The sequence below is a fragment of the Roseibium sp. AS2 genome (assembly GCF_038900065.1).
GTDB lineage: Bacteria > Pseudomonadota > Alphaproteobacteria > Rhizobiales > Stappiaceae > Roseibium.
Map to the genome: position 1 here is coordinate 442,390 of NZ_JBBMQN010000004.1, position 12,100 is coordinate 454,489.

General features: G+C 64.1%; 11 protein-coding genes and 1 pseudogene. 7 read left to right on the forward strand and 5 right to left on the reverse strand.

All coding sequences use genetic code 11. The features are described from left to right. Nucleotides 1-177: 177 nt before the first annotated feature. Nucleotides 178-1,245 (reverse strand): Gfo/Idh/MocA family oxidoreductase, encoded by a 1,068-nt coding sequence (locus tag WNZ15_RS14095; RefSeq protein ID WP_342893617.1) that lies wholly within the window; start codon nt 1,243-1,245, stop codon nt 178-180. Between the two features lie 29 nt (nt 1,246-1,274). Then, on the reverse strand, nt 1,275-2,060 hold the full coding sequence (locus WNZ15_RS14100) for a ThuA domain-containing protein (protein WP_342893618.1): 786 nt from the start codon (nt 2,058-2,060) through the stop codon (nt 1,275-1,277). Between the two features lie 258 nt (nt 2,061-2,318). Here WNZ15_RS14100 and gntA point away from each other — a divergent pair. The 3 genes and pseudogenes from gntA to WNZ15_RS14115 all read left to right on the forward strand — a co-directional run. Next, a pseudogene (gene gntA / locus WNZ15_RS14105) lies at nt 2,319-2,804 on the forward strand (guanitoxin biosynthesis heme-dependent pre-guanitoxin N-hydroxylase GntA); the annotation flags it as partial. Nucleotides 2,805-2,881: 77 nt separating this feature from the next. After that, nucleotides 2,882-2,983 carry a YqcI/YcgG family protein gene (locus WNZ15_RS14110; protein WP_342893619.1) on the forward strand — a complete coding sequence of 34 codons (102 nt, stop codon included), beginning with the start codon at nt 2,882-2,884 and terminating at the stop codon, nt 2,981-2,983. Nucleotide 2,984: 1 nt separating this feature from the next. Next, nucleotides 2,985-3,293: a hypothetical protein gene (locus tag WNZ15_RS14115; protein WP_342893620.1), complete on the forward strand. Its 309-nt coding sequence runs from the start codon at nt 2,985-2,987 to the stop codon at nt 3,291-3,293. A gap of 314 nt (nt 3,294-3,607) precedes the next feature. Here WNZ15_RS14115 and ggt read toward each other — a convergent pair whose 3' ends face one another. After that, nucleotides 3,608-5,353, reverse strand: coding sequence for a gamma-glutamyltransferase (gene ggt / locus WNZ15_RS14120; protein ID WP_342893621.1), 1,746 nt, complete (start codon nt 5,351-5,353; stop codon nt 3,608-3,610). A gap of 213 nt (nt 5,354-5,566) precedes the next feature. Between ggt and WNZ15_RS14125 the strand changes: the two genes are divergently transcribed. Further along, on the forward strand, nt 5,567-5,926 hold the full coding sequence (locus WNZ15_RS14125) for a c-type cytochrome (RefSeq protein ID WP_342893622.1): 360 nt from the start codon (nt 5,567-5,569) through the stop codon (nt 5,924-5,926). A gap of 6 nt (nt 5,927-5,932) precedes the next feature. On the opposite strand, the gene WNZ15_RS14130 is transcribed toward WNZ15_RS14125, so the two are convergent. Further along, on the reverse strand, nt 5,933-6,904 hold the full coding sequence (locus tag WNZ15_RS14130) for an endonuclease/exonuclease/phosphatase family protein (protein ID WP_342893623.1): 972 nt from the start codon (nt 6,902-6,904) through the stop codon (nt 5,933-5,935). A gap of 139 nt (nt 6,905-7,043) precedes the next feature. Between WNZ15_RS14130 and WNZ15_RS14135 the strand changes: the two genes are divergently transcribed. The 3 genes from WNZ15_RS14135 (at nt 7,044) to WNZ15_RS14145 (ending at nt 10,432) form a co-directional block, all read left to right on the forward strand. Then, complete coding sequence (locus tag WNZ15_RS14135; RefSeq protein WP_342893624.1) at nt 7,044-7,445, forward strand: YchJ family metal-binding protein; 402 nt, start codon at nt 7,044-7,046, stop codon at nt 7,443-7,445. 442 nt (nt 7,446-7,887) lie between these two features. Next, nucleotides 7,888-9,312 carry a lipopolysaccharide biosynthesis protein gene (locus tag WNZ15_RS14140; protein WP_342893625.1) on the forward strand — a complete coding sequence of 475 codons (1,425 nt, stop codon included), beginning with the start codon at nt 7,888-7,890 and terminating at the stop codon, nt 9,310-9,312. Then, the gene (locus WNZ15_RS14145; RefSeq protein WP_342893626.1) at nt 9,302-10,432 is read left to right on the forward strand and encodes a GNAT family N-acetyltransferase; all 1,131 of its coding nucleotides are present in this window, start codon (nt 9,302-9,304) and stop codon (nt 10,430-10,432) included. The genes WNZ15_RS14140 and WNZ15_RS14145 overlap by 11 nt, the downstream gene beginning before the upstream one ends. A 6-nt stretch (nt 10,433-10,438) precedes the next feature. Here the strand turns inward: WNZ15_RS14145 and WNZ15_RS14150 are convergent, their stop codons facing one another. Further along, nucleotides 10,439-12,067, reverse strand: a complete 1,629-nt coding sequence (locus tag WNZ15_RS14150) for an AMP-binding protein (protein WP_342893627.1) — start codon at nt 12,065-12,067, stop codon at nt 10,439-10,441. Between the last annotated feature and the right edge of the window lie 33 nt (nt 12,068-12,100).

Genomic DNA, 12,100 nt, shown 5'->3' on the forward strand with positions numbered 1-12,100 from the left:
CGCGCCCGGCAACCTGAACAAAGTGGCAGGGTGCTGTGTCCTATGGTGGCGCTGCAGTGGGCGGAGGGGCGTCTTTGAAATGGCGGCCGGCCGTGCCCTGCAGCGCTTCAAGTACCTAAACTTCTGCAGCGGGATCTTCCGGTCCCGCTGCAGCTCCTTGCGAAACCCGCCGCAAAATCACACCTTCAGAAACCGGCCGCCTTCGGCATCAGAACGTTCGGCGAGGTCGAGGGCGACCTGCAGCCTTGCTCCGTGCGCGAAGTCGGGATCCGCCGTCACGCCGTCGCGCACGGCTGCCACGAACCTTTCATAGACGGTCGGCACCCGGTCGACGGGGACATCTGTCCAGGTGGCGCTTTCTAGATCGGGCCCCCGGCAGATGCGCAAGGTTCCCACCTGCTTTTCGAAAAGGACCTCCAGCCCGCCCTTGTCACCATAGAGCCTGAGGCGCAGGTCGTTCAGGTGGCCGGAGGCAAAGCGCGTGGCACTGATGGTGCCGAGCGCACCGTTGTCCAGTTCGGCGGCCAGGGTGGCGCTGTCATTGACGTCGAGCGTGTAGTCGCCGATCCGGCCGTCCTCGGACTTGTCGAACGTCTTCAGACGGCAGGAGAGTTCGCTCACGGGGCTGCCCGCGGCAAAGGTGACGAAATCCAGGATGTGAATGCCGACATCGCCGAGCACACCCTTGGACCCGTGGGCCGTGGACAGGCGCCAGAGCCACTGGCTTTCGGATCGCCAGTCGCCCCAGGCCGGCTGGGTCAGCCAGCTCTGCAGATAAGAAGCCTCGAAATGGCGCAGGGCGCCAAGAGCGCCAGCCGCGACCAGTTCGGCCGCTTTCTGGAGCACGGCGACATCGCGGTAGCTCAGGTTGACCATGCCGACGAGGCTTTTGCGGGCGGCAAGATCGGCCATTTCCGCGGCATCCGCCGCGTTGGTCGCCAGAGGTTTTTCACAAAGGACGTGTTTGCCCGCCTCCAGAAGCGCCAGCGTGGTCGCATGGTGCGCCGCATCGGGCGTGACATTCGAGGCGGCATCGAAGCCGCCCCATGCGAGCGCCTCTTCCAGTGATTCGAAGCGGAGCGGGATGTCGTGCCCGGCACAGAACCGCTCCAGTACATCGGCGCGCCGGTCGACGCCGGCGACCAACTCGACCCCGGGTATCTTGCTGAACGCGGCCGCGTGGCTGCGGGCCATGTTGCCGGTTCCCAGGATCAGGATCCGAAGCGGCTTTCGGGCATTGGTCACGGGTCAATTCCTTTGAATGCCGGCGCGTGTCAGCGGAAGCCGTCGTCGCCGTCCGCGTGCAGTTTCGGTCCGCGGTCCTCGATTTTTTCCGGCGCGTCCGCGGCCGGAACGTTCGGAGCGGCATTGGGGTCCGCAATCCGTGCCATCGGGTTGAAGGCCCATCTGACACTGTTCTTCAGCACCGTGCGCACATGGCTGTCGTGGTAGGTCGCATAGGTCTCGTGCCCCGGCCGGAAATAGAAGATGCTGCCGGCGCCGCGTTTGTAGGTCAGGCCGGAACGGAAAACCTCTCCGCCCTGAAACCAGCTGATGAAGACGGTTTCCAGCGGCTCCGGCACACCGAAGGGTTCGCCGTACATTTCTTCCATGTCCAGTTCGAAACTGTCTGGCAGACCCTGTGTGATCGGGTGGTTGCGGCTGGTCACCCACAGCCGTTCGCGCTCGCCCGCCTCGCGCCACGTGAGATTGCACGGGCTTCCCATCAGACGCTTGAACGGCTTGGAAAAATGGGCCGAATGCAGAAAGATCATGCCCATGCCGGACCAGACCGCGTCGCAGACCCGCTCAACCACGGTGTCGGACACCTCGCCATGAGCGGCGTGGCCCCACCACAACAGCACGTCCGTGTCGGCGAGCCTTGCTTCCGTCAGGCCGTGCTCGGGCTCCTGAAGGGTCGCGGTGGTGGCACTGATCCGCGGATCGGAGTTCAACGCGTCGGCGATGCAGGTGTGCATGCCGTCGGGATAGGTCGCCGCGACGATGCTGCTTTGGTGTTCGTGGACATTCTCGCCCCAGACGACTGCTTTGACCGGCATTGCGGTTTCTCCCGTTCTCATGGCATCGGCCAAAGATGATGTGATGCGCGCTTGATGATTTTTCAAAGCGCTTTGGCTAGCGCTAGCACCAGCGTTTCTCCCTGTCAAACCAACAATCCTCCGGCACTGAGGAGAGACACGCTCTCATCGCGTGTTTCGGAGCGCAGATGGCGCCCCTCCGCCACCATCGCAGGAACCGGAAGGCGGGACGCGGCGTTTATCACCTGAGCTGCCAACAGGAGCGCAGGAGAGAACAGCATGTCGGACGATGATGATTGCCGATCGTTTCAGGAGTTTATCAAGAGCGCGGAATTCCCCTGTGTGGGTGCGAAGTCGGCACTGGCGCGGGACGCTCTTACGATGTTCAAGGCGGGGATGATTGATACCCCCGTCAAGGACGTCGATATCCATCAGGCCTTGCGGGCGTTCAGCGAAAGCCTGGACATGGACAGCCCCGTGGTCAGATCGTTCGTGGTGATCTTCGGCGGGCCGGGCGACCTTGCCGAGGAAGGCTTCGAAAAGATGCTCTGGAACCGCCTGCAGTGTCTCCACAACCTGGATGTGGTCGCAGGGGCCGCCTGGAGCGCGGATGTCGACCCGGATCCCGCCTCGCCGCATTTTTCCCTCAGCGTCGGCGGCGAACCGTTTTTCGTCATTGGTCTCCATCCGAACGCGTCGCGGCCTGCGCGCCGGTTTTCCAAGCCGGCCCTTGTGTTCAACTCGCACGCGCAGTTCGAGAAGCTGCGCGAAGATGGCCGTTTCGACAAGATGAAGACCATCATTCGCGAGCGCGACGCGGAGCTTGCCGTGCCGTCAATCCGATGCTTTCGGATTATGGCGATGGCTCTGAAGCGCGCCAGTACAGCGGCCGCCAGGTCGGGAATGACTGGAAGTGCCCGTTCGAGATGAAGGAAATCGCCTGACATGTATCATCGCATTCCACCGCGCGAGGTCTTCGAGGACATCGTGAAGGAGGAGAAGCACCTCATGGCGGACGAGTTCCGTCTCGTCACGGTCGAGGAATACGGCCAGTCGACGCAGAAGATCATGTTCTACGCCACCGCCGACAGCCCGACCGAAGCCTGGATGATGAATGTGCGCCTGTGCGAGAAGATGGGGGACTGGGTCCGGCGGAACCGGCCGCAATGGTGGCCGAGATTGCGTCTCGCCGTGCCCGGGGACACCGGCAGTTCTGATCCGGACGGCGCCGAGACTCCTGTGGCGGGCGTCTGAAGCGACGGTGCCCGGTGTTCATCAGGACCGCGTTCGGAACTGCCCGGCGCAGGGGCGTTCCCGGGTCTCGCCCCGCGTGAACGCCAGGGTGCTTTTTCCGCCCCGAATTCCCGGTTTTGCCGCCGGGTTCTCTTCGCGAACCGGGAACCAAATCCGAACCGCAGAGTTTTTTCCCAGATGCCGGTCGGTTGCCGGCTGTTTCGTCAAAACCTGCCGCGCGCTGCGGTTCTGGGACCGGGAAGCCAAACTCGGCTGAGCCGTCGAGGCACGCACCAACACCGCGGCCGCGTCCATCCGGATGCGGCCGCTTTGCGTCAATAACCGGCGGTCAATGCGCCCGGTCTGCGCGGGTCGGACGCGCCGGCGAGAATGCCGTTCACCGACATGATCGACTGGGTCGATCCCATGGCGTTCTTGATCGCCACCTTGTGCCCGCGCTCTTCCAGCATTCTGATGGTGTCGGGAGACAGTCCTTCCTCGATCCGGATCTCGTCGGGCAGCCACTGGTTGTGAATGCGCGGAGCCGCGGTCGCCTCGGCGATGTTCATGCCGTGGTCGATGACGTTCAGGATGATCTGCAAGGTGGTTGTGATGATCCGGCTGCCGCCGGGCGAACCGGTCGCCAGCAGCAGGTTGCCGTCCCTGAAGACGAGCGTGGGGCTCATCGAGGAGAGGGGCCGTTTGCCGCCCTCGACCGCGTTGGCGGTGCCGCCGACAAGGCCGTAGGCGTTGGGGACACCCGGCTTGGCCGAAAAATCATCCAGTTCGTTGTTGAGCAGAACGCCGGTGCCTTCCGCCGTCAGGCCGACGCCGTAGGAAAAGTTGAGCGTATAGGTGTTGGAAACGGCGTTGCCGTCCTTGTCGACAACGGAGAAATGGGTGGTCTCGTTGCTTTCATACGGCAACGGCGTACCCGGACCGACCTCTTCGGACGGTGTTGCCGTGTCCATCCGGATGGTGTCGGCCAGGGCGATGGCATAGTCGCGCGCGGTCAGCCCTGCAACGGGCACCTCGACATAGTCCGGGTCGCCGAGAAACTTCGCGCGGTCCGCATAGGCACGGCGCATCGCCTCGGCCATGACATGAATGCCGTCGGCGGAATTCGGGCCGAATTCGCGCAAGGGAAACGTCTCCAGGATGTTGAGGATCTCGACGATATGCACGCCGCCCGAGGAGGGCGGCGGCATGGAGGCGATGTCATGGCCCCGGTAGCTGCCGGTCACCGGCTTGCGCCAGACGGGCCGGTAAGCCGCGAGATCCTCCACGGTCATGCCACCGCCGGCCTGCTGAACCTTTTCGGTGATCTTGCGAGCGGTCTCGCCGGTGTAAAAGCCGGCGGCGCCCTGTTCGGCGATCTTGCGAAGCGTTCCCGCCAGGTCTTCCTGTCTGAGCGTCTCTCCCGGCAGATAAGGCAGGCCCGGGGTCTTGTAGAAGATGGTTCGGGACGCAGGGTCCTTGAGCAGGCGCCGTGCCGCCGCCGTCAGCGAGGCGGACAGATCCGGTGTCACCTGGATGCCGGTCTCGGCCAGCGCTATGGCCGGCGCGACCAGCTCTGCCCAGGTCAGTTGGCCGCTGCCGTGCTCTTCGAAGGCCGCCGCGAATCCCGCGACGGTGCCCGGAACGCCGACGGCAAGGCCGGAAAAGCGGGACTTGTCGTTGTCCGGTTCGCCGTCCTCGCCCAGGAACATGTCCCTGTAGGCGGCGGCCGGCGCCTTTTCGCGGTAGTCGAGAGCCCTGGTGCCGCCGTCGTCGGCCATGTGGATCATCATGAAGCCGCCGCCGCCCAGATTGCCGGCGCGGGGCAGAGTGACCGCAAGGGCGAAACCTGTCGCGATCGCGGCGTCGACCGCATTGCCGCCCTTCCTGAGGATGTCGACCCCGATGCCGGTGGCAACGGCTTCCTGACTGGACACCATGCCGTTTTGCGCGGTGACGGGCTGGAACCGGTCCTTGAGGGAATAGATCGGCGCGTCCTGCGCGGCGAGCGGCCCGGCCGATCCGCCAAGGAGGGCGATGCCGAATGAAACGGCGACAAGGGTGGATTTCGAAAAGGGGTTCATGTTGCCCTCCGGCTGACTGTCGTGCTGGCCAGATCATGGCCTGTTCCTGGAGTGTGCCGGTCCCCGGCGCGCAGTGCAATGAAGTTGCACGCCCGGGTTTTGATTCCGCGCGGCGGTGTTTGATCCACCGCAAGGTCTCGTGGCCCGATAGGCTGCAATCTGTTCGTTGCAAGGCGGAGCCGCCCACAGGAGCCATCGTCGCAAGGAGATACCATGACCCTCGCATTTCCAGACCTGAACCGGCATTTCCGCCAGAGGCAACAACTCGCCCTGGCCGGCATCATGCTGTCCTGTTTTCTCGTGGCGGGCGGACCTGCTCTGGCCGGGGACCCGGCCACCGGCAAGACACTGGCACTGAGGTGGTGTGCAGCATGCCATCTGGTCGCCGACGACCAGCCGAAGGCGTCCAGCGCGTCGCTGCCGAGTTTTTATGACATGGCACGGAACCCGGACTGGTCGGAGGAGAAACTGGCGACATTCCTTGCCGATCCGCACCCCAGCATGCCGGGAATGAGTCTCGGCAACACGGAAATCGCCAATCTGTCGGCCTATATCGGATCGCTCGCACCCTGATCCCGTTCAGAACGCGAATTCGGCCAGCATCGCCGCATGATAGGAGCCGGCATAGTCGTCGTTGCCCGAATCGAGTGCCTCGTCCGGCAGATCGCAGTTGAACACCCTGACATTCACCGTTCTGGCGGTCATGGCGGCGCTGGCGAAAATGTGGTCGAGCGTCTGTCCCCAGCCCTTGTGGATCACGGTCTTGCGCCGTTCGGCTGGCAGGGCCGCGTCGAGCTGGAACAGCCGGCGGGGCTCCAGAGCGGGTGAACCGGTGTCTTCCGGATCCGCCCGCAACAGCCGCAGCGTGCCGGTCTCGCCGGTGGCATTGAAATCTCCCGCCAGCACGATCTGTGCCTGTTCGTCCGCGTCGAAAAGCGCCTCGACCGCCAGGCGGATCTCCAACGCCTGCGCCGTCTGCTTGAGCACGGCCAGCTGATAGCCCTCCGCCCAGGCGGAAATCGACTTCCAGCTGCGGTCCGGCTGTTTGCCGCCAGGGATCATGGCGGCGATGGGCGCGCGCAGGTGAACAGCGAAGAGATGGAGCGGTCTGTCGGTGCCGATGTCGATTTCCGTCCTGAGAACCGGCCGGTCGAACTCAATTGATTGCGGCCCCTCATAAGGAGGATCGGCGGATATGGGCTGCCAAAGGGGTGGCCGGGCGTGCGTCTGATACAGGCTTTCCGAGTGCCTGATCGGGTACCGGGACAGGATGACGAGATTGTGCCGGTCGCCCGGACCTTTTCCCGAGGCGCGCGCGCTGGTTGCGCGGTGGTACCCGAGATAGGGCGTGGTCTCCAGCAACAGGTCGAGCGCCAGGAAGCGCCGGGAGGCGGCGCCCCCGGGTTTTTGCGCGTTGACTTCCTGCAGGCAAAGTATGTCCGCCTCCAGCTCGAGTATCTTCGGCCGGAGCGCCTCCAGACGCGGCAGCAGCGCGGCCGGATCATGTCGGTCGGCCCCGAAGGATTCCATGTTGAAGGTCGCAATTTTCACGTGTCGGGTCCGGTGGAAGGGCTGTGCTGCAAAACCATAGATCATGGGATCCGCGACCGGAACAGGGCAAGATCCGGAGACGGGTCTATCGAAGCGGTGGACCAGGTGCTAAACAGCGGCAAACGGACCGGAGGCGGACTTGACGGGCTCAGATTCATGTCCCTGCGGCAGTGGCGCGGGTTTCGAGGCCTGTTGCGGGCCTTTCCTTGCGGGAGCCGATATCCCGAAGACGGCCGAGACGCTGATGCGCTCGCGCTACGTGGCCTATGTCCGGGAGAATATCCCCTATCTGAAAGAAACCCTGTGGCCGAAGCACCAGGCGCGTTTCGACGCGGCGGGCACCGCCCGGTGGGCGGCGGAGAACCACTGGACGGGCTTGCGTGTTCTGGAAACCGCCAAGGGTGGCCCGGAGGATCGCGAGGGAACGGTACTGTTCGAGGCGCGCTTTCTTTCGGGCGGCAGCCTGGGCACCCACCGGGAGAAGAGCCGGTTCCGCAAGAAGTCCGGGCGCTGGTATTACTTCGAAGCGCTGGCGGAATGACACGGGTGAGGCGTCCGGCGTGAAAAAATGTCCGGTCCCTGCAGCTGGCGGCGGAGCAGGGACCGGACCAAACTGCGGACAGAAGGGGAGGCAACCCTCGACGTCCGCAATGGAACATCCTGATTACCGGCTGTCTGAAAAGCCGGGTCCGGTCCGGGGCGACCGAATCAGGATCATGTTCTCTATTTGTTCCAATTAATCAGACGGCAGATCATGAGTCAACGGTAACGGTGGGGCCGTGATGGGATTGTGGCCTGGTTGCAGCGGCTATCCCCCACAATCTTGCCCGATGGCCATCCCCTGCCGTGAGACCGGGGAGAGGTCCATCCGGGAACCCGGTCATCACACATCTGTGACTCTGCTGTGTGCCGAAGCGGTTGATCAACATGGATTATTAAGAGCCTCATGTAATAAATACGGTAAAATCGAAAAGGATGGGTTCTTGCGTTTTACCGCCATCTCCTGGACGAAGCATTTTCGCGGCGGCTGGCCTACGGCCCTGCGCAGGCTTGCCGAGCCGGCGTCCGGGCTGCTGCGGGGCAGCGCAATGGACAAGGGCGCCGCGGGACGCATGGCCGTCACGACATTCGCGATCCGTGTTGGCGGGGCGGGCCTTGCCTACCTGTCCCAGATCGTTCTGGCCCGTCTCCTGGGAGCGCATGACTACGGCATCTACTCGGTTGCCTGGACCTTCCTGATCATTCTGGGTGCCATGATGTGTGGCGGGTTTTCCAGTTCCGTCAGCCGGTTCATTCCCCAATACCTTCAAAAGAATGACCTGGACGGCCTGCGCGGATTTTTGCGGGTCAGCCGGCAAGTCGCGGTTGTCCTCGCGACGCTGGCCGCGGTCGTGGGCATCGCTCTAGTTTTCCTGCTGCGAACCGAAATCGATTCCGGTTATGTCCAGCCGCTGATCGTTGTTCTGATCGCCCTGCCGTTTTTCTCCTTCGGCCAGGTTCAGGACGGAATCGCACGCAGCTTCGACTGGCCGTCGCTGGCGATGGCGCCGACCTACATCTGGCGGCCTCTCGTGATTTTGTCGCTGATTGTCCTCGCAGCATTCGCGGGCTGGCAAACAGATGCCCTGACCGCAACGCTCGCGGTCGTGCTGGCGACACTTCTTGTCGCCCTTTATCAGCATTTTCATTTGCACACGCGGCTGGCGGAGAAGATTCCGTCCGGACCGCGCAGGACCGAACTGAAATACTGGCTGGCGGTTTCCATGCCGATGGTTCTGGTGGAAGGCACCCTGCAGCTGATCACCAGTGCCGACGTCATCATGGTCAGCTTCTTTCATGACCCGGATGAAGTGGCGGTCTATTTTGCCGCGTCCAAGACCCTCGCCCTTGTCCATTTCGTTTATTTCGCGGTGCGGGCAGCGTCCGCTCACCGGTTCTCAGGCTATCTCCAGAACGACGACCGGGAAGGGCTTGCGACCTACATGCGCCAGGCGACCCAATGGACCTTCTGGCCGTCTGTCGCCGCCGGCGCGGGGCTGCTTCTGGTCGCGCCGTTGCTGCTGCGCATGTTCGGCAGTGAATTTGCAAGTGGATATCCGCTGATTGCGCTGCTGATGATAGGGGTGCTTGCGCGGGCTTCCATCGGTCCGGCGGATGCGCTTTTGACCATGACCGGGCACCAGAAATCCTGCGCGGCGATCTATTCGGCAACATTCCTGCTCAACATTGTGCTCAACCTGATCCTGATCCCCCTCTTGGGCCTCGCCGGAGCGGCGATCGCGACGAGTTGCGCCATTTTATTCGAGGCCACGACCCTCGCTCTGACGGCAAAACGCAAACTCGACATCACGACCTTTGTCCTTCTGCCGCTGATTTCCACCATCAGGGACCGGCCGGATGCCCCTTGATACGCCCGGTGCCGGCCAGCACGAGCTCGTGTTCCTCGACCCTTTGGACCCGGATGCGCCGGGTGTCGGGTGGCAGGCGCTCTGCGATGCGGCCATCGATCGGAACCCGTTTTTCAGCCCCGGTTTCCTCTGTCCCCTGCTGGAAAACATGGGCCGGGGATCCGTCCGCCTGGTTGTCGTGCGCGATCGCGTCACGGGGCGGTGGCTGGTCGCGGCCCCGGTCGGCCGGCGCAGGCTGGGTCTTGCGCTGGCGACCAGCGCCACCTGGTCGACGGACTATTCCCCGCTCGGGACACCCCTGATCCATCCCGATGCCGGCGAGGATGCGCTTCGGTGTTTCTTCGAGGCCTGCGCGGGGCACGGAGGCGTGTTTGCCATGTCCTACCTGCCCCTTCATTCGAAATCCGCGCAGCGGCTGATCGCCGCCGTGCCGGGCCGGACGCGCGTGGTCGCAAGGTCGGCACGCGCGAGCCATGGGTCTGGTGGCAATGGCGCCGCCCAGCTCGCGGCTGCCGACAGCGGCAAGAGGCGAAAGGAAATGCGGCGTCTCCTGCGGCGTCTCGGAGATCACGGCAAGACCCGGTTCTCAAGCCATCAGGGCGCAGATGCGATCGCGGCCTTCGAAGCCTTTCTGCATCTTGAGGCCGGCGGCTGGAAGGGCCGCACGGGCACGGCCCTGCTGAATGCACCGCAGACAGCAGCCTTCGCGCGCGGTGTGGTCGCGAACATGTCCCGGGGCGACGGCGTGCGCATCGACCAGCTCCGGGTCGGGGAGGAACTGGTCGCCGCGCTGGTGCTGTTCCAGGACCGCGGCAGGGTCTTTTCCTGGAAGATTGCGTTCGATGAGGCGTATGCGCGTTATTCTCCGGGCGCGCAGATCGCGCTTCAGGCGTTCCGGACAAACCTGGCAAGTCCGGGTTTCACCGGGGCCGACTCGCTTGCGGTTCCGGGACACACCATGATCGGGCCGCTGTGGCGCGGCCGGATGGAAACCGGGACGCTGCTGTATGCGCGCGGTACCTTCGGCGGGTTGCTCAGAACGCTGTGTGTTGCCGACCTCAAGCTCAAGCAGGCCGCGCGGCGTGCCGCACGGTCCCTGAAACGGCGACTGACCGGCTGACCGGCGTCAGCCGCCGGCGCTGGCCTGTTCCCTGAGCTTCCTGCGGATGATCTTGCCCGTTGTGGTCATGGGAAGCGTGTCCACAAATTCTATTTCCCTTGGATATTCATGCGCCGACAGGCGCTCGCGCACAAAGGCGCGGATGTCGTTCTCAAGATCCGTGCCGGCCGATTGCCCCGGGTGCAGGACGACATAGGCCTTGACGATTTCGGTGCGCAGCGGGTCCGGCTTGCCGATGGCGGCCGCCAGGGCGATGGCCGGGTGGCGGAGCAGGCAGTCCTCGATTTCACCCGGGCCGATGCGGTAGCTCGCGGAGGTGATGATATCGTCGTCGCGGCCGACAAAATGAACATAACCGTCCTCGTCCATCAGCCCCTGGTCGCCGGTGATCATCCAGTCGCCGACGAACTTTTCGGCGGTGGCTTCCGGCTTGTTCCAGTATTCCAGGAACATGACCGGGTCGGGGCGCCGGATCGCGATCTGGCCGAGGCTTTCGGGTGGAAGCGGCCGGCCGTCTCCGTCGATGATCGCAACGTCGTGCCCGGGGGTCGCCTTGCCGATGGCGCCCGAGCGGCTCACGCCCAGTTCGGATGCGGACCCGAGCACCGCATTGCATTCGGTCTGCCCGTAGAACTCGTTGACCGGAAAGCCGAATTCCTCCAGGAACCAGTCATAGGTCTCGGTGCCGAGCGATTCGCCCGCGGAACCGACGCTGCGCAAATCCAGCTTGAAACGGCTGCTCGGAGTTTCGACCGAACGCAGCATTTTCAGGGCGGTCGGCGGAATGAAGGCATTGCGGATACGCTGGCTTTCCAAGAACCGGAACGCGAATTCGGGATCGAATTTCCGCGCCGCGTGGCAGACGACCGGGACGCCGAGCGCAAGCGCGGGAAACAGCGCGTTCAGGAGCCCGCCCGCCCAGGCCCAGTCGGCCGGTGTCCAGAACATGTCGCCGTCGCGCCCCAGGAAATTCTGGGAAAGCTCGATCCCCGGCATGTGGCCGAGCAGCACCCGGTGCCCGTGAAGCACCCCCTTGGGCTGCCCGGTGGTGCCGGAGGTGTAGATCATCAGGGCCGGATCGTCCGGTGTGGTGGCCAGGGTTTCAAAACGGTCCGACGCCGCGGACAGGAGCGCGTCGAAGCTGGCGACGCCGGCCTGCGGTCCGTCGACGGAGACGACCACCTCCAGGCCGGGCAGTTCGTCGCGGATCATGGCCAGTTTCTGAAGACCGGCCGCATCCGTGACCAGAGTGCGGGCCCCGGAATCGGCCAGCCGGTACCGCAGTGCTTCCAGTCCGAACAACGACGCCAGCGGCACGGCGATGGCGCCGGTCTTGTAGGCCGCAAGGTGGGTGATGGCCGTCTGGGGGAGCTGCGGGAGAAGCAGCGCGACCCGGTCGCCGGGGGCAATTCCGCAGCCCTGCAACGCGTTGGCGAACCTGTTGGCGGCGCGGTTGAGAGCGGCGTGAGACCAGTCCTGACACGACCCGTCGGCCAATACGTGGCGGATCGCCAGACGGTTCGGGTCGCGCGAGGCCCAGCCATCGCTGATGGCCCCGGCCATGTTGTATGTATCAGGAAGGGCCCATCGGAAACGGGCTTTCAGCGTGTCATAGTCGCTGGCAGGCTGCAGCATAGAAAGGCGTCCGGTGCTGTAAAATTAGGCAGC